Origin of the sequence: Larkinella humicola (assembly GCF_008727875.1) — a bacterium.
In the GTDB taxonomy this organism is placed as follows: domain Bacteria; phylum Bacteroidota; class Bacteroidia; order Cytophagales; family Spirosomataceae; genus Larkinella; species Larkinella humicola.
The window spans coordinates 138,115-157,608 of the sequence record NZ_VTWS01000011.1; the positions used below are offsets into that span (position 1 = coordinate 138,115).

8 protein-coding genes are annotated in these 19,494 nt (G+C 52.9%); 4 read left to right on the top strand and 4 right to left on the bottom strand.

The window, feature by feature from the left end:
• Positions 1-43: 43 nt before the first annotated feature.
• The gene (locus F0P93_RS29160) at positions 44-2,584 is read left to right on the top strand and encodes a tetratricopeptide repeat protein (RefSeq protein WP_150881330.1); all 2,541 of its coding nucleotides are present in this window, start codon (positions 44-46) and stop codon (positions 2,582-2,584) included.
• A 25-nt stretch (positions 2,585-2,609) separates the two neighbouring features.
• On the opposite strand, the gene F0P93_RS29165 is transcribed toward F0P93_RS29160, so the two are convergent.
• From F0P93_RS29165 to F0P93_RS29175, 3 genes are all read right to left on the bottom strand, one after another.
• On the bottom strand, positions 2,610-3,887 hold the full coding sequence (locus F0P93_RS29165; RefSeq protein WP_150881331.1) for a family 1 glycosylhydrolase: 1,278 nt from the start codon (positions 3,885-3,887) through the stop codon (positions 2,610-2,612).
• Between the two features lie 100 nt (positions 3,888-3,987).
• Positions 3,988-7,242 (bottom strand): M4 family metallopeptidase, encoded by a 3,255-nt coding sequence (locus tag F0P93_RS29170; protein ID WP_150881332.1) that lies wholly within the window; start codon positions 7,240-7,242, stop codon positions 3,988-3,990.
• A gap of 34 nt (positions 7,243-7,276) precedes the next feature.
• Positions 7,277-7,720, bottom strand: a complete 444-nt coding sequence (locus tag F0P93_RS29175) for an FAD-binding oxidoreductase (RefSeq protein ID WP_150881333.1) — start codon at positions 7,718-7,720, stop codon at positions 7,277-7,279.
• Positions 7,721-8,464: 744 nt separating this feature from the next.
• Between F0P93_RS29175 and gltB the strand changes: the two genes are divergently transcribed.
• The 3 genes from gltB to F0P93_RS29190 all read left to right on the top strand — a co-directional run bounded on the left by gltB (position 8,465) and on the right by F0P93_RS29190 (position 15,884).
• Positions 8,465-13,036 carry a glutamate synthase large subunit gene (gene gltB / locus F0P93_RS29180; RefSeq protein ID WP_150881334.1) on the top strand — a complete coding sequence of 1,524 codons (4,572 nt, stop codon included), beginning with the start codon at positions 8,465-8,467 and terminating at the stop codon, positions 13,034-13,036.
• Positions 13,037-13,090: 54 nt separating this feature from the next.
• Positions 13,091-14,578 (top strand): glutamate synthase subunit beta, encoded by a 1,488-nt coding sequence (locus F0P93_RS29185; RefSeq protein WP_150881335.1) that lies wholly within the window; start codon positions 13,091-13,093, stop codon positions 14,576-14,578.
• Between the two features lie 94 nt (positions 14,579-14,672).
• Positions 14,673-15,884, top strand: coding sequence for a pyridoxal phosphate-dependent aminotransferase (locus tag F0P93_RS29190; RefSeq protein ID WP_150881336.1), 1,212 nt, complete (start codon positions 14,673-14,675; stop codon positions 15,882-15,884).
• A gap of 129 nt (positions 15,885-16,013) precedes the next feature.
• On the opposite strand, the gene F0P93_RS29195 is transcribed toward F0P93_RS29190, so the two are convergent.
• A complete protein-coding gene (locus F0P93_RS29195; RefSeq protein ID WP_374756794.1) occupies positions 16,014-19,493 on the bottom strand; it encodes a PVC-type heme-binding CxxCH protein in 3,480 nt (1,159 codons plus the stop codon).
• Between the last annotated feature and the right edge of the window lies 1 nt (position 19,494).

Consider the following 19,494-nt stretch of genomic DNA (forward strand, 5'->3'; position numbering starts at 1 on the left):
CGTATTTAACAGATCATAAATTGAAATAAAAGTTTTACGGCTCATGGTCTTATCTGAACCTTGTGAAAGAATCAACCAGATTCGCAAAGAGATACAAAAAGGTGACACAAAAAAAGCGCTTCTTGAATTTATAAATTTGGTCGAATTTGTAAAAGATGCGCCACTACGGGACAAGCTAATTACGCTAATCGCTCGATTTGAAAATAATTCAGAAGACGAAAGAATAGCACTCATAACGCAGGAAAATAGTCAGAGTATAATTAATCAAATAAACAATTCTGCTCTCGGATACGCCAATGATTTTGAAAATAAATACTGCAAATCTAGTAATAAGAATGAACAAAAAAATCCAGGAAACCTATCTGATTACCCTGATTTAATCGGTTTTAAAAAAGAGCTGGAAGAAATCACCTCTTTTTTAAAAAATGGTATTCGGTGGGTTGTGCTGCACGGTCACGGCGGTGTCGGCAAAACCCGAATAGCCATACAGGTTGCTAAAGACATCCGCAACGAGTTTGACGATGGAATCTGGCTGATTGAGCTTGATAAGATCAAAACCGCAGAACAGGTTCCCTGGGCTATTTCGAAAACACTGGCCATTAAAGAAACCAGTGACGATTCTGCCGATGAGCAGCTCTTTCAGTTCCTGAGCACAAAAAAAATGCTGCTCATTCTGGATAACCTGGAGCATATAACCGGCGCGGCAGATTTCATAAAAACACTACTGCAAAGATGCCGTACGATCCAATTGATCGTTACCAGCCGGAAACTCATCCGCAGCAATTTGGGATGGGCACAAAACTACTTTATTAATTCGCTGGAGTTTCCGTATCCAACGCCGAAAGACAAACCCATGCCGCCCGCTGAATGGATAAAAGAAACATTAGAACTTGAAAGGCTATCCCAATACGACGCTGTAAAATTATTCATTCATACGGCCCGAAGAATTGATCAAAAGTTTGATTTAAGTACCGAAAATGCAGCTGCCATTGCGGAGATCTGTTATCGTCTGGAAGGACTGGCGCTGGCCGTAGAGTTGGCCGCGGCAAATGTCAATCGATTTGATAGTCCTTTGAAATTATTACAAAATTTATCGCTGAATGATTTTGACCGGGAACCCGGCAACGGCCGCCAGAAAACGATGAGCGCCACGATCGAATGGAGTTACCGGTTACTGACTACCGGAGAAAAACAGCTTTTTCGGTTTCTATCGGTCTTTAAAGGCGGATTTACGGAGTCATCAGCCTTGAAAATTTCTGAGAAAACCGAATTAATCCTGAAAAATGTAAAGGATATGCTGGATTCTCTGGTTGAAAACAATTTGATCAGCAAAGACAAGAAACAGGGTCGAACCCGCTACCGAATGCATAATTTGATCAAGGAGTTTGCTTACAAGCGGTTGATCGAACACAAAGAGCAGGGAATGTTGCTGAAACGACACACCGAATGTTATCTCGCCCAGGTGGAAGCTGCGGAGAAAGTCATAACCAGTAGCCATCAGAATGATTCGTTGCAAGTACTGGAAGAAGAACATGCTAACCTGCGAACCGCACTCGAATGGAGTTTAAGTTACAAAGGAAAGGAAGAGTTTGCCCTTCGAATTGCCGGTAGTTTATTCTGGTTCTGGAATCTTCAGTCGCATTTCAGTGAAGGACGGATGTATGTGGAGAAAGCATTACAAGCCAGGAACAGTTTAACGGCCGCCCGGGCAAAAGCGCTTTACTGCGCCGGTGGGCTGGCTTTTTTGCAGGGAGATATGACCACCAGCAATCGTCATTTGACCGAAAGTGAATCCATCTGGCGTTCGCTCAATCCCAGCCCGGAACACCAGAGGGGACTAGCCTTTACCCTGGTTATTCTGAGCCAGGTCAAGGTAGATCAGGGGGAATCAATGGAAGGGCTTACCCAGATTAAAGAAAGCGAGTTGATTTTTGAAAACCTGAATGATTCCTGGGGTCTTGCCCTGGCTTTGAACGATCATGGAAATGTGCTGCGAAGTAAAGGTGAATACCAGGCTGCACTGCACTACTACAACCGGGGGCTGGGTTTATGGAAAGAATTGCAAGACCCCTGGGGACTTCCCCTAACGCTAAGCAACATCGGCTTTGTTGCCAGTTTGATGCAGGATTACAAGGAATCACAGCGCTGTCTGAACGAAGCTCTGGAATATCAACGGAATGTAGCGGATAATTGGGGACTTGCAGAAACCCTAAAATGCCTGGGCGATGTCGAAATCCATTTAGGCCAGTACCAGAACGCCCGGGAGAATTATTGCGAAAGCATGAAGTTAAACCGGGTAACCGGTCGTAAACAACTCCTGGTTGCCTGTCTGGAAGGCCTTTGCATTGTAGCTCATGCCCTCCAGGAAACGGAGCAAGCAGCCTTGTTATTTGTAACCACAGACTTTTTACGTGATTCAATTGGTCTATTCAAGAACCTCACAGACAACGCATTGAACGAAAAATATGAGTCGGCCCGAAAGAACTACACCGGTGCCGCTGCTCTTCGTCCCGCGGAAACCAGAACCAGAAAAACGCTCGAAGAAATCACCGATTATGCGTTGTCCTTTGGGAAGGAAGTGTGAATACGCGTTGTTCCCCCGCCATCAGTCACTTTTCCCACCAACCTGCACCCTCAGGTACTACACAGGCAGCAGGTTGATGGGTAGCTAAACGCTGAACCAATCCTGCCAGTTGGGTAGGCTGCAAACGACCCGCTTTCAACGTAAATACACCCGGTTCGTAGTGTCCTTCCCGGCGCGTTACCAGGCAATGCCAGTCGAATGAACCCAGCAAGGCCCATACGGTTACAGCCTTTATATCGACTCCCGCGTTCCTGCACGTCAGGGCTTGATTCCAGACATACCACAACCAGCGCATTCGTTCCTCATCGGCAGCCCCCAGATGGGCCTCGGTAATGGCTATCGGTATTTTGTAGCGCTCCCACGCCTGAGTCACCAGAGCCGCTACACCCATCCGCCGATCAGGGGCTGCCCGAACGACTTCCGTATCGGCATAGTGATGACGGCCATTAGTTCCACACAGGTGTGGGGGATAATTCACCACATTTTCATCCAGGTATCTTTCACTTGTGATGTAGTGGTTGACCCCCAGTACAGTGGGAGGACAGGGATTTTCGGCCAGGTACAGGACTTCTCGTTCCGGAATGCCCACCCGTTGAAAAAAACGCCACATGGGATGCCCCGGAACGACCCGGCCACACAGCAGATCCCAGCTTAACCAGCGCCTTTCATTCTCCCAATCAGCTTGATAAAGCAACAATGGCGTGCTATGAACTTCGCCTAAATCTTCGGTTTGGATGAGTTGGGCGTCAGGTCTAACCTGGCGGATTTGTTGCATCGCTTTCACCGTCGCCCGGCACTGCCGAAGCAACAGGGTTGCAAACCATCGATCAGATTTACCGTGGGGATACCAATGCCCGTACAATCCGGAAAACCGGGCTGTGGTAAGGGGTTCATTGATGGGCGTGTAGGCATCCACCCAAGGGTATCGTTCCGCTATCTGCCGGGCATAATCAGGCATTCTCCTTTCGAACTCCTCCCCTTTAAAGGTAGCATAACGCGGACCGCACCCGTGATGCACCAACCCGATGACAGGTTGAATACCTACTTGCTGCAGCAAATGCATTCTCGCATCGGCCCACTTCCAGTCCGGATCTTGGTTCAACTTGGGCAATAACCGTTCCCACAGCAAGGGATAGCGCAGGGTCTTCAAGCCTAAATCCGCAAAATGCTGAATATCATCAGCCCGTTTGTGATGGCCATTCCGGACAAGCTGATCATGGTACCTGTTCTGAACCCGGTTTACGGTGCACTCGATCCCTCCCCAAAGTGCTAAAGGTGAGGCTACTCCACCCGATGTATCCATACGCAACGATCCGGAGGTATATCGACGTCTCCGCTCCACCGACCAATAAACGCCTTATTAGGCGGTTTACCAAATGGTAAGTGCTTTGTCACAATCAGGTTCACCGTTTCACCACCTTCCGATGCACCACGCCTTTTGGCGTTTGCACCTTCAGAACATACAAACCAGACGGCAACTGGCTCGTATCCAGCGTCGTCTGACTGGCCCGGTTTTTCAAAGGCTGTTCCAGCAGGGTTGCTCCCGAAACCGTGGTCAGGGTTACGCCTTCAAAATACTCACCCGTCGGCAATTCGACGGTCAGTGATGCGCCGACCGGATTCGGATAGACCTTCAGCACGTCAGCCCAGGTGGGCTCGGTCCCCGTGACAGCCAGCACGTTGAATTTCCGTTCGACCGGCGTGGCCGCCGAAAATTGCTCATTCCCGGCCTGCGTAGCCCGAACCGTCACCACCCCCGGTTTTGTTGGCGTCAGGCGGTTTCCCGAGAGCGTAGCCGATCCGGAAACGATTTCAAAACTGACGGTCAGTTTAGACGAGGCCGTGGCCGTCAGGTTGAACGAACCATCATCGGCATACCGATCCGGCAAAGCATTGAACGTGATGGTCTGAGCGGTTTTGCCGGTTTCAGCCCGCGTTCCGGCGGCATACCAAACCGCCCACTTCGCATTTTCATACAACGCCTTCACCTCTCCTTTCGCCGTCATTTTATCAGCTTGCAAGTCCAGCGACGCCACCATTTCTTTGTCGCCCCCCGAACTCAGCGTATTGAATATGAGCCGGTCATCCAGTCGTGAATAGGCCGGAAAGCTCAAGGTGACGTTGGTCAACACCGTGTTCAATGTACCAGTCTTCAGATCTCCCACCCAAACCTTGTAGCTGTCGTCGACGGCATTGTAATAATCAAAGGCAATGATGTTGGGCGAATTCCGGGAAAAACTGGGGTTACCGACGCTTTCACCGTCTTCCAGGTTCTTGAACAGTTTCAGAATGGCACCGTCGCTAAACGTTTTCTGTGCGTTGCTCCACACATCCAACAGACCGACATCCCAAAAGTCAATATCCTCACCGTCACCGCTTTTCAGTTTATTAAAGGCGTCATACACCAATACCTCGCCGGCAAAATCCCATTCGAACGAATCGGCATACTCTACTTCGCCCGTCGAAATTCCTTCGGCGGAGGTGGGGTTGCTCAGCGGAAACTGCTTCCATTTTTTCAGGTCATAGCTGTAGACCCAGATGGATTTATCCTTCTCTTTCGTCAAAGCCGCCAGCTTGGTGCCATCCCGTGAAATGGCCACATTGTCCCAGATCGGCTCGTCGGAAATAATGACCTCCTGAGCCGCCCCGGTCAGGGTCACGGCCCGAATCCGGCCGTCGGTCGTCACGTAATAGGCGGCTTTTCCGTCGTCCGTAATACTCGGGCGGTGGCTAATTTCCGCCTTGATCCGGGCCGTCAGATTGCCCGTGCTGACGGGCGCTGTATACAACTTCTGGTCGCCAATGCTATACAGAATGATCATGTCCTGACCGTTGTTGGCCGGCACATCTTTCGGTTCGTCCGGCTGCGGAGTGGTTTCCACAATGCCGACCGCGTCAAATGCGTCCCTGGCCGCTTTGGCTTCCGCACTGTTTTCGCCGTATAAATCACCCGCCGAACGGATGACGCCCAACCGCAAATCCAGAAACTTTGAATTCAGCGTCAGGTATTTGGTGAGTGTGCGGTAATAGACCTGCTCGGCTTTTTCCTTCCCGATTTTGGTAGCAAACAGGTAAAAGGCATGGTTGGTAATTCCGCTGTTCCGGTGAACTCCGCCATTGTCGTCTTTGGTGACGATAAATTCGGCCATCGTTCTGGGCTGATACCCCAGCGTTCCTTTTCCATTCTGATTCGGGTTCGACATGCTGCGCATGGCCCCGGACGTATATTTGCTCTTCAACACCACATCTTCCCCAATCAACCAGTCGTCCCGGTCCACCATCGCGCCAAAAACGTCCGCCATCGATTCGTTGATGGCCCCCGATTGATCCTGGTAAATCAGATTCGCCGTGTGGTCGATTACACCGTGGGTCATTTCGTGTCCGGCCACATCCAGACCACCCGCCAGCGGTTTGCAATACGCCTTCCCGTTTCCGTACACCATAAACTCCCCCGTCCAGAAGGCGTTGTCCATTGCTTCACCTTCTTCCAGCACATTCACAATCGACACCATCGTCCCTCCTTTGCCGTCCAGTGAATTCCGCTTGTGCGTTTTTTCGTAATATTCGTACGCCAGACTTCCGTTGGTGTGGGCCGAAATGGCGTTAGCATTCCAGTCGTTGTTATTCTTTGACGTGACATCGTAAAACCGAAAACCACCATCGGCTTCCTGCTTGTTTCTGGCGTCGTAGGTTACGATCGCTCCCACCGGTTTGGCAACCGTCGATTTCTTGGCATCGTACATCGCCCGCGTCGCATCCAGTAAGTAATAATTCGACCCCGACTGATACGTCTGAAAATTCCGCATCACCCCGTTCAAATCCTTTCCCGATGCTTTCACCGGCCCGTCCACCCCGCAGGTGTTGTTGTACTTGTTCAACACCGCGCCGGTTTGCGCATCGACCAGGTATTGCCACCGTTCGAGCATATTGGGCCGGATCGTCAGGTTGTAGGCCAGCGCCAGGTTGGAGCCCACCGGATACAGACACAAGGTTCCTTCCGACGGTTTGAGGTTAAACAGGTTCTGTCCGAATGGCCGAACAATCGATTCCTGGCCGATGTCCTGAAAAGCCCGGTCGGTTGCCTGCTGGAGCGAAAGCCGGGGCGTGGTCGAAACCGGTGTGGCAACCCGGTATTGTCCGTTCAGCAGCGTCACGGTTCCGTTGGTCAGGTGTGCCACCAGTTCGCTCCCATATACGGGAATGCCTTGAACCGTTTGCGCCATCCGGATGTGTGTTTGCCCCAGGTGATCGGTTTCGGTTTTGGTAATCTGAAATTGCTCTTCCGGTTTTTCGACCTTCAACAGCGATTTGATCTGGCTCATGAACGAGAAAGCCGATGCGCGGGCGCTCATGCGGGCGCCTTTATCCGAAGAAACGGGCGAACGGTTTTCAATGTAAACCGGCAGGTTCGTCGCCGTGTCGCAGACAATCCGGAGTTTTAGTGACCGGGCATCAAATTGGGGATTTTGGGTTGACGCTGCGAGCCGGAAGTTGCCCGTCCGGGTTGAAACCGGAGCCACATCGGCTTTCAGCTTTTGCGCCAAACCGGGCGTTGGAGCCTGGGTTTTGAGCTTGCGCCCGAAACCGGGTTGCGGTGCCTGCTGTGCCAGCACACCGAGGGAATACGCCAGTAAAAGACTGGATAAAATTAATTTCATGGATGTATTTGTTGTAAGTAAAAACGAAAGAAAACTACCGCTTTGGTTTTGGCATCTGCGCCAGAAACGACTGGTAAAACGTGACAAACCGGGCCGGGGGCGGTTGTCGCGGGTCACCCCAGCTTACGGTAAATTCCTGCTGGTTTTTCTTCCAGCTCACAAACTGGTAGCGGTTTCCCGGCTGGCTGAACCGGGTGGTTTTGATCCGGCAGGTTTTCTCCAGCTCATTAAAAAACCGCCGGGTGAGCGCGGCCGGTTTTCGGCCCAGCCGGGTATAAAGCGAGTCATGGTCAGACTTGACGTATAGAGATCCGTTTTCCAGCCAGCAGTAGACCGTTGACGCCCCGGTGATGCCGCCCCCTTGCCCCACAACGATCTGACGGTTTTTGTAGGTAAAAGGATCACGGGAACCGGTCTGCGCCCGGCACAGCACAATAGTGGCCAGCATGATCCATCCGAGAATAAACGTTTTGAGCATGATGCGATTTGTTCTGAAACTGGGCGAATGTAGCCAACAAATCACCCCTTCTGCTACCATTCTATGCCTGAGCCGTCAAAAATGGGTGTTGAAGTGTAGGTCGTTGAGCAAGCGGTTCGTAGCGTAGGGACGGGAATCCCGTTTGAGGATTTGACAGGAAACCGATCGATTGGCCGTTGCCCCTGGAGTGGACGGGAGAATTCGCAATGATCAACCAGCAGAAAACAAGACCAACTCAAGAATGCAAGCAATTCATAAAAGAGATTGTACTTCAACCTATTTTAGCCAAATTTAGTATAAAAATATCCACTTGTAGTTAAAATATGAAGCTGTTTTTTGTAAAACAAACCATTTTAAGATAAATCTACTTCATTTTTAAAGTAAATTATATTTTCCAGTTACATAGAAGACATTTTGGCTCGAAAGACTCGATAACTATCTTTTTAGGAGTTGTTTTAGATCACTTACCAACCCAATCGGCTCATTTTAATTCCTTCAATCCAGGACTATTTTCACTAAAATCTATTCACTAACCAAGACTATTTTGTACCAAAATTATAAAAATGGCTATGCAAACGAAATTTTGCATTTTGGACTTTTCACAAAATATATTTTAATGTAACTTGCACATCCAACGCAAAAACAGTAGTGTCTGCTGATTATAGTTCGTTTTTTTGTTACTCACCTGCAGATAGTTTGATTTGCCATTTTTTCAATAACAAAACCACAAACGAGTTTACGCCGATGTCTTCTTCTAACGCACCGCAACAGGGTCTGTACCGGCCTGAGTTTGAACACGACGCCTGTGGAATTGGATTCGTAGCGCACGTCAAAGGTCGCAAGTCGCATCAGATTGTCGAAGATGCGCTCACGATGCTTACGCGCATGGATCACCGGGGTGCGGTTGGCTACGAACCCAATACGGGCGATGGCGCCGGAATTCTGATCCAGATTCCCCACGAACTTTACGTCGATGAATGCCGGAAGCTCAGCTTCTCGCTACCGTCGGCCGGCGACTACGGCGTCGGGATGATCTACCTCCCCAAAGACGAGCGTCTGCGGAAAGAATGCCGTGATATTCTCAACCGAACCATCAAAAAACTGAACCTGGAACTGATCGGCTACCGCGTCGTTCCGGTCGATTCGTCCGATCTGGGCAACGGGTCACGCTCGGTGGAACCGGTGATGGAACAGGTCTTTATTCGAAAACCCGAAACCCAGACTTCCGACGAATTTGAGCGTAAATTATACATCATCCGAAACTACAGCAGCCGGATTATCAACGAAACCGTTGCTGGCGTTGAGAACAATTTCTATTACTCCTCGCTTTCGAGCCGGGTGATTACCTACAAGGGTCAGTTAACGACCAAACAACTCCGCGACTACTTCCCGGATTTGCAGCGGGAAGAACTGGTTTCGGCCCTGGGTGTGGTTCACTCCCGGTTTTCGACCAACACCTTCCCCTCCTGGAAACTGGCGCAGCCCTTCCGCTACATTGCCCACAACGGTGAAATCAATACCGTGAAGGGGAATGTCAACTGGATGAAAACGGCAGAAGCCATGCTCGAATCCAAGTTGTTTACGCCGGAAGAGTTGGCCATGCTCCGCCCGATCTGTAACCTCAATCAGTCGGATTCGGCCAACCTCGACAACGCCATCGAATTGCTGGTGATGTCGGGACGCTCTCTGCCGCATGTGATGATGATGCTGGTTCCGGAAGCCTGGGACGGCAACGAAAGCATGGACCCCGAACGGCACGCTTTCTATGAATACCACGCGGCCATCATGGAACCGTGGGACGGCCCCGCGTCGATCTCGTTCACCGACGGTCGCATCGTGGGTGCTACCCTTGACCGGAACGGGTTACGGCCTTCGCGCTACTGGGTAACGGACGAAGATGTGGTCATCATGGCTTCCGAAGCGGGTGTTAACGACATCGACCCGGCACGGGTGGTCAAAAAAGGTCGTCTGCAACCGGGCCGGATGTTTGTCGTGGATCTGGAACAGGGCCGTATCATCAGCGATGAAGAAGTAAAATCGGACATCTGCTCACGCCAGCCGTACAAGCAGTGGCTCGACGAATATAAAATCAAAATCACCGAGTTGCCGAAACCGGTCCGCACGTTCAGCCACATGCGGAAACAGGACATCACGCAGCGGCAACAGGCGTTTGGATTTACGTCCGAAGACCTTCGCATGATTCTGGCACCCATGGCCGAAACCGGTCTGGAAGCCCTCGGGTCAATGGGAACCGATTCGCCCCTGGCCATTCTGTCGGAGCAAAGCCAGCACCTGGCCAATTACTTCAAGCAGCTCTTTGCCCAGGTGACCAACCCGCCGATCGACTCGATCCGGGAACGGGCCATCATGTCGCTGATCTCGTTTGTCGGCGCCACCGGCAACCTGCTGAGCGAAGCCCCCGAACATTGCCGCCTGATCGAATTGACACAGCCGGTTCTGACCATCGAAGAGTTTGACAAACTGCGGTTTGTCGATAAAAACCACTTCCAGGCTAAAACCATCAATACGTATTTCCGCGCCGACGACAGCACGGGCCTCGAACGCGCCCTGGAACGGATTTGCCGCTACGCCGAAGACGCCATTGAAGACGGGTTTGAAATCATCATCCTGTCAGACCGCGCCATCGATTCCGACCACGCTCCGATTCCGTCGTTGCTGGCAACCTCGGCCATTCACCACCACCTGATTCGCCGGGGACTGCGTGGTCAGGTCGGTATTCTGGTCGAAGCCGGTGATGTATGGGAAACGCACCACTTCGCGACCCTGATTGGTTACGGTGCTTCCGGCATCAACCCCTATATGGCGTTCGAAACCATCACGGACATGAAGGAGCGCGGGTTGATTCAGGTCGACTACCCGGTTGAAAAACTCCACCAGAACTACATCAAGGCCGTCAACAAAGAGTTGCTCAAGATTTTCTCGAAAATGGGCATCTCGACGCTTCAATCCTACCAGGGTGCCATGATTTTCGAGTGCCTCGGTCTGAATAAGGAAGTGGTTGACAAGTATTTTACGGGAACGATTTCCCGGATTGGCGGCATGGGTCTGGAGCAAATCGGCCGCGAAATTCTGGTTCGTCACCGGCAGGCTTTCCCGGAAAATAATGTCCTCAATCCGCGTCTGGAAGTGGGTGGTGTTTATCAGTGGAAACAACGCGGAGAAGCGCACATTTTCAACCCCGACACCATTCACCTGCTGCAACAGGCCACCAAAAAGAACGATTACCAGATTTACAAAAAATACGCCAACCTGATCGACGACCAAACCCGGAAAGCGTTGACGCTGCGCGGTTTGATGAAGTTCAAAAAAGGCAACCCGGTCCCCATCGAAGAAGTAGAACCGATTGAAAGCATTTTCACCCGGTTTGCCACGGGAGCCATGTCGTTCGGATCCATTTCGTGGGAAGCCCACACGACGCTGGCCATTGCCATGAACCGCATCGGCGGCAAGAGCAATTCCGGCGAAGGCGGTGAGGACGAACTGCGGTATACGCCCCTAGCGAACGGCGACAACATGAATTCGGGCATCAAACAAGTGGCTTCGGGCCGGTTTGGCGTCACGAGTCATTACCTGACGAACGCCCGCGAACTGCAAATCAAAATGGCGCAGGGTGCCAAACCTGGTGAAGGAGGCCAGTTGCCCGGTCATAAAGTGGATGACTGGATTGGCCGCACGCGTCATTCAACACCGGGTGTCGGCTTGATTTCGCCCCCGCCCCACCACGATATTTATTCCATCGAGGATTTGGCGCAGCTCATCTTCGACCTCAAAAATGCAAACCGGGCCGCCCGCATCAGCGTTAAGCTGGTGTCGGAAGCCGGAGTCGGAACGATTGCCGCCGGGGTTGCCAAAGCCCACGCCGATCACATCCTGATTTCGGGTCACGACGGCGGAACGGGAGCCTCTCCCCTGAGTTCGATCCGTCACGCGGGTCTGCCCTGGGAACTGGGACTCGCCGAAACCCACCAGACGCTGGTTCGCAACAAACTGCGGGGCCGCGTAACGGTGCAGACGGACGGTCAAATCCGGACGGGCCGCGACCTGGCCATTGCCGCGCTGCTCGGTGCCGAAGAATTTGGTGTCGCCACTGCTGCCCTCGTCTCCGTCGGTTGCATCATGATGCGGAAGTGTCACCTGAACACCTGTCCGGTGGGTGTTGCCACGCAGAATAAAGACTTGCGGGCGTTGTTTACGGGAAAACCGGAACACGTTGTGAACATGTTCACCTTCCTGGCAACGGAACTGCGCGAAATCATGGCCGAACTGGGTTTCCGGACCATCAACGAAATGGTGGGTCAGTCGCAGATGCTCGAAATGCGCAAGGACATCAAGCACTGGAAATACGACCACGTCGATCTGTCGGCGGTGTTGTTCAAGGATGCCAACAACCTGGATGTGGCCCTCTACAAGCAGGAAGATCAGGATCACGGTATGACCGATATTCTGGACTGGGAACTGTTGAAAGTCTCCAAACCCGCGCTGGAAGCCGGCGAATCGGTCTATGCAGAATACCCGATTATCAACCTGAACCGGGCGGTGGGGACGGTATTATCGAACGAAATCTCCAAAGTATACGCCGGAAAGGGTTTACCCGAAGGCACGATCCATTTCAAATTCCGGGGAACGGCTGGCCAGAGCTTCGGCGCGTTCAACACCCACGGGATCAAACTCGAACTGGAAGGTGATGCCAACGATTATTTTGGCAAAGGACTCTGCGGAGCGCAGTTGATTGTGTATCCTGACCGCATGGCACCGTTCAAACCCGAAGAAAACAGCATCGTCGGAAACGTATCGTTCTACGGAGCGACCTCCGGGGAAGCTTACATCCGGGGTATGGCGGGCGAACGGTTCTGTGTCCGGAATTCCGGGGCCAAAGTGGTGGTCGAAGGCGTTGGTGATCACGGTCTGGAATACATGACGGGCGGTTTAGCGGTTATTCTCGGCTCGGTGGGCCGGAATTTCGCTGCCGGGATGTCCGGCGGGGTAGCCTACGTCTGGGATCAGGAAGGCGATTTTGCTTCCAAAGTGAACGGCGAAATGGTTAACCTCGAAGCCCTGGACAGTGAAGACGTCGCTCTCATCAAAGAATTCGTCGAAAAACACTTCCAGTATACCACCAGCAATGTAGCCCTGCAGCTGATTCAGGACTGGGACAACCTCATCAAACAATTTGTCAAAGTGATGCCGAGCGATTTCCGCAAGGCGCTGGCCGGACGCGGGATTTCCCTGGCCGACCAGATCCGCGACAAAAATGTGGTGTATCAGGACATTGTTGTGGACGTGGCGCACGGATAACAACTGATTTTCTTTCGTTATCTTTGTTTAAAAACCGTATACGCTTTAATCTACATGGGAAAACCCACTGGATTTTTAGAATTCACCCGCGAACTGCCGAAGAAACGCGACGTTCAGCAACGGGTTCATGATTACAAGGAAATCGAACAACCGTTCGCCGTTGAAGATACCCAGAAACAGGCAGCCCGCTGCATGGATTGCGGGATTCCCTTCTGCCACAACGGGTGTCCGCTGGGCAACATTATCCCGGAGTTCAACGACGCCGTCTACGAACAGAACTGGGAATATGCCTACGAAATTCTGGCATCGACCAACAACTTCCCGGAATTCACCGGCCGCATTTGCCCCGCCCCCTGCGAGTCAGCCTGTGTGCTGGGGATCAATAAACCGCCGGTCGCCATCGAATTCATTGAAAAATCCATTGCTGAAGCGGCCTTTGCGCGGGGGTTTGTTCAACCCGGTAAGGTTGCCAAACGGACGGGTAAAAAGGCGGCTATTGTGGGTTCCGGTCCGGCTGGGCTGGCTGCGGCTGCCCAGATGAACAAAGCGGGTCATGACGTGACTGTTTTCGAACGGGCCGACCAGATCGGTGGTTTGTTGCGGTACGGTATCCCCGATTTCAAGCTGGAAAAATGGGTGATCGACCGTCGGCTGGCCGTCATGGAAGCCGAAGGCATCACGTTCAAAACCGGCGTCAACGTCGGTGAACACATCAAAGCAAAAGAACTCCTTTCTGATTTCGACGTCATTTTACTAACGGGGGGGTCCACGGTTCCCCGCGATCTGCCGATTCCGGGCCGGGAGTTGAAAGGCGTTCATTTTGCAATGGAATTCCTGAGTCAGCAAAACAAACGGGTGGCCGAACGCCCGGTTGAGGTTGACCACCGGGGTGCCAAATACGAAAACGGCGACCTGCTGGCTACCGGCAAAAATGTCGTGGTTATTGGGGGTGGTGATACGGGTTCCGACTGTGTGGGAACGTCGAACCGCCACGGTGCCAAATCGGTAACGCAGATCGAGTTGATGCCGATGCCTCCGGCCGATCGGGCCGAAAGTACGCCCTGGCCGAACTGGCCGATGATGCTCCGTACCTCGACTTCCCACGAGGAAGGCTGCGAACGGCACTGGTCGATCAACACGAAAGCCTTTATTGGTGACGAAAACGGGAATCTGAAAGCCCTGCGCATTGTCGATCTGGAGTGGCAAAATGTCGACGGACGCATGAACATGGTCGAAGTGCCGGGTTCGGAACGCGATATTGCGTGTGAGCTGGCGCTGCTGGCAGCCGGTTTTCTGCATCCGCAACAGGAAGGCCTGCTGAACGCCCTCGAACTGGAATACGAGCGGGGCAACGTCAAAGCGGTAAATTATCAGACTACTTCTAATCCGAAGGTATTTGCTGCTGGAGACATGCGCCGGGGACAATCCCTGGTGGTGTGGGCCATTTCCGAAGGCCGTGAAGCCGCGCGAGCGGCCGACCTCTTCCTGATGGGTGAAAGCCAACTGGAAGCGAAAGCCAAGTCGATGTTCGCGACGGTCTGACCACGGAAAACGATACTACGTAGCCGCCGGTTTGACGACCGGCGGCTTTTTCTTTTTTCATACCTTTGCCCCACTTCTGTTTCCATTACCCATTATGACATTTTTGAAATCCAACCGGCTCAATGATTTACGCTACGAAATTCGCGGGCCGGTTTACGAGAAAGCGCTTGAATTAGAAAGTCAGGGCTATAAAATCATCTCGCTGAACATCGGCAACCCGGCTCCGTTTGGGTTCGACGCGCCCGATGAAATTGTTCACGACATCATCCTGAACATCCGCAATGCACAAGGGTATTCCGACTCGCGGGGGCTGTTTGCGGCCCGGAAAGCGGTGATGCATTATACGCAGAATCTGGGCATTAAGGACGTTGCGATCAACGATGTCTTTATCGGCAATGGGGTGAGCGAATTGATTCTGCTCACGATGCAAGCCCTCATCAACGAAGGCGATGAGGTGCTGGTGCCGTCACCGGATTACCCGCTGTGGACGACCTCCGTGGCACTTTCCGGCGGAAAACCGGTGCATTACCTCTGCGACGAACAGGCCGACTGGAACCCGGATCTGGAAGATCTGGAAAGCAAAATCACCTCCCGCACGCGGGCTATCGTGGTCATCAACCCCAACAACCCCACGGGCGCGGTGTATGACAAACACATTCTGCAAGGCATCGCCCGGATTGCGGAGAAACACCAGTTGATTCTGTTTTCGGACGAGATCTACGACAAAATTCTGTACGACGGTGCCGTGCATTACCCGATGGCGACGATGGTGGAAGACACGCTCTGCATTTCGATGGGCGGTTTGTCGAAGAACTATCGCGCGGCCGGTTTTCGGGGCGGGTGGCTCATTTTGAGCGGGGCCAAACACCGGGCCAAATCCTACATCGAAGGGTTGACGCTGCTGGCCAGCATGCGGCTTTGCGCCAACGTTCCGACGCAATATGCCATTCAAACCGCGCTGGGGGGTTATCAGAGCATCAACGACCTGATTATGCCCACCGGGCGGCTGTACCGGCAAATCCAGCTTGCGTACGACCGCATTACGGCCATTCCGGGTCTGACGTGCGTGAAGCCCAAAGGCTCGCTGTACATCTTCCCAAAGATTGACCTGTCACAATTCCGGATTGCCAACGATGATGATTTTGTCTTTGACTTGCTGGAGGAACAGAAGGTGTTGGTGGTGGCCGGAACGGGGTTCAATTACGTCCATGACGACCATTTCCGGATCGTCTGCCTGCCCTCTGTCGATGACCTGAACCCCGCCATCGACCGCATCGAAGCGTTTCTGGAAAGCCGTCGGAAGTAGGAAATCAGTTTATTAATTAAAAAAGGGAATATCAAATGTTAAATGATGAATGTAAAATGTAAAAGTCTCGCAATCCAGCACTTTTACATTTTACATTCATCATTTAACATTTAACATTCCCTTTCTCCTTTACCGCCCCATCACCAACCGCGTCTGGGCTGGGGATCGCTCGGCATCCTGAAGTTGAATGTTCAGGGATCCGTTCTCTTGCACGGCCCGGTCGATGGCCAGCGTGACCGTATGAATGCCCTGCGGCAGATCCGCCACAATGCCTTGCTCAGTGAGTTTGACCGGTTTTGTACCAATCCAGGCCGTAACCCCCGCTGTCGAACCAAATACCAGATTGACGTTGCCTTTGCTCACCACTTCGATGTCAAACCGGACAAAACTATAGCGTTTGCTGGCGGCAGTTTCAACCACCGGCAGTTCGTCGAGCGGCAGTTCCCCTACCACTTTGCTGTACGCCGGTTGAAAAGACACTTTCGCATTATCCTTCGCAACATACCCCAACCCTTCCTCGCGGATTTTTTTAGCCAGCTCTTTCGTCGGAAAAACCGTATTCCAGCGACGCACAAACCGGGTTGTCGGCACCCGGAACTGGCCCGATTCGCCCATTTTGGACAGAAATCCGACCAGATTGATAAACTCCTGTTTCTCCAGACTGGCCGTCAAACCCGCAGGCATGAGCGAACCGGGCACTTTTTCGATGACATTGATCTGGCTTTTAGGAACCGAAACCTCCATCCCGGCGACATCCCGAATCACAATATCCGACGTTCCGTTGCTGACAATGTAGCCCATGAGTTCACTTCCGTCTTTTTTCGCGATCCGCTGCAATTCGTAGCCTTCCTTAATGGACTGATTCGGATACAGCAACGAGCGGATGATCGTCTCAACCGGTGAACTGGTTCCTAAGCTGCTCAAATCCGGGCCAATGCGCCCCCCGGCTCCGCCAATCGCGTGACACGTCTGGCAGGTCAGGGCCGCCTTCCGGAACACCAGTTCGCCTTTCACGGGGTCCGCGGTTTCCTGAATGGTTTTGGCCAGGCTGCTGATTTCCGGGCCGGACAGTTCCTGCGCCATTCGCTCCACCGGCAGAACCCCGCCCGACGCTTCCAGCGCCTGGGTCAGCAGTTTGACGGTTTCATCGTTCCGGCGGTTGTAGGGAATCTGGCGTTGCAGGATTTGCCGCCCGGCTTTTGCCATACTTTCCGGTATTTTCCGGGCCGTCAGTTCATCAGCGAGGGCTTTGGCCCCCTGTTTATTGGACAGAAACGCCTTGAACAGGTCGGAGACATCCGTCTGAGATGGCAGGCTCCGCAGCAGGTCGCCCCCGATTCGGGCCGCTTCCGAAGCATTCACGGCAACCAGTTGCGACGTCGCGGCCAGTCGTAAATCGGCGGGATTCTTTGACCCGGTCAGGTCCGTCAGCACCTTCCGGCTATTGTCTGTATTCAGTGCCGCCAACGCTCCTAAAGCCGCTTTTTGTTTGTTTTTATCGCCCTTCTGGGCCAGGCTCACCAGCGTTCCGCTCAGGTTTTCCAGTTTCCACAAACCCATCAACCGAATGGCGCTGGTAGCAACGGCGTCCTCATCGCTCTCTACAAAACCGGAAATCCGATTGAGATCCTGGCTGGGTTTCACGCCCCGGCGGGCGGCTTCTTCGAGTGCGCCCAATTGAGCGGCTCCGTTTTTATTCCCTTCTACGGCTTTATTGAACAGAAGCGTCACATCGGCGGTGCTGCCAAATTTGGCAATCGACCCCAGCACGTCTTTCTGGTACTCGGCCGGAATCTGGTCTTTCTGGTACAACTGCGCCAGTTGCGAAACCGCTTCGGGACTGCTCACCGACTTAAGCGCAAAGGCGGTTTTCCGGGAATCACCCAAAAAATCGGGCTTCGCTTTCAGGCTGGCCATCCACAACGGCTCCAGTTCCCGAACGGTTTGCCAGAGGGCAAAATCCAGAAATTCATCCATGGGCTGCTCCAGTACCGACAAGGCGGTTTTGGCCGCTTCAGCGGTTTTCACGTTGCGGAGGGCAATGACGGCTTCCAGCCGCACCTGGGGATGAGGATCGCCCACGGCTTTGGTAAGCCGGGCCGGCACGTTACTTATTTTGGTATGCCACAATTGAAGTGCGCGCAAGGCAGCCGCCCGGGCGTTGTGGGTTTTGGCATCGAGGAGCGTCGACAGCAGCGGTTCGTTGACAACATCCAGCGTCTGGTACACCCAAAGGGCTTCCAACAGATTGTGCTCATAATCCGGGTTGGTTTTATCCAGTTCCTGCACCCATTTCTGCAGAGCTGGAATTACATCTTTGGCACCCCGGGCTTTCAACACCTGCTTGGCCTGCGAACGGGTCCAGTCTTCCGGCAACTTGAGTGTTTCCAGCAACTCGGTGATCGTGGCTTTACTCAATGGCGGTTTTTTAACCAACGGGCGGTTTTTCGCCACAATCCGCCAGATGCGTCCGTGCTCCTGATCCCGGCGTGGGTCGTGAAAATCGACCTCGCCGTGCTGAATAATCGGGTTATACCAGTCGGCCACATAAATGGCGCCGTCGGGCCCGACGTTGATATCGACGGGACGAAACGCGACGTTATCCGTCCACATCAAATCTTCGACCTGCCGGGAAGCGTAGCCGCTTCCCTGTTCTTCCAGCTTGAACCGGTTGATGCGATTGGCGCGGAAGTCGTTGGTAATCACGCTTCCCTGCCACGATTCCGGCAAGTGACGACCCGAAATCACGTCCAGTCCGCTGTGTTTGGGCTGCCCCGGATTCAAGCCCCGGATGATTCGGGCGGCCCCCGGTGAGGTCACGAACGTTGCCCCCGGAAAGGCGTAGTTGATGCCTTCGCCCCCCGCGCCGTCCGTCAGGAACGACTGGCCCCAGCGGTCGAACTGAAGGCCCCACGGGTTGATCAGTCCTTTGGCGTAGATGTCCAGATCGAGCGTTTGCGGATTTAATTGCCAGACGCCACCGCCTTCCAGCCGCCGGATGCCTTTGGGCGTTTCCACGTGGCTATAAATGTAGATCGACTGGTTGAAGTACAGCCGTCCTTCCGGTCCCCAGCGGAACGTATGAATCAGGTGGTGGGTATCCGCTGTGCCAAAACCGTTCAGAATCCGGCGTTTTTTGTCGGCTTTACCATCACCATCGGTATCAGCAAAATGCAGGATTTCGGTCGAATTGGCGACGTAAACGCCCCCGTCGCCGGGCAAAATTCCGGTGGGCGTCAGCAAGCCTTCCGCAAAAATGGTGGATTTATCGGCTTTGCCGTCGCCGTCCGTATCCTCGATGACAAAGATTTTGTCGTTGGCTTCTTCGCCGGTTTTCAGGTGCGGATAGGCCGTGCTGCTCACCACCCACAACCGGCCATCGGCATCCCAGTTCATCTGGATGGGCTTGGCGACGAGTGGTTCGGCGGCAAACAGGGTCACCTCAAAACCGTCTGCAATTTTAAACGACTCCAGTTCTTTCTTCACATCCGGGTCCGGGTTTTCCTTCCGGTCGTCTTGATTAACGGAAGAGGTAATAAGCAGAACCAGCGGTATGATAACGAGCCTTCGTACGATGTTCAGGGTTCGGGTATTTTTCATGACTTTCATG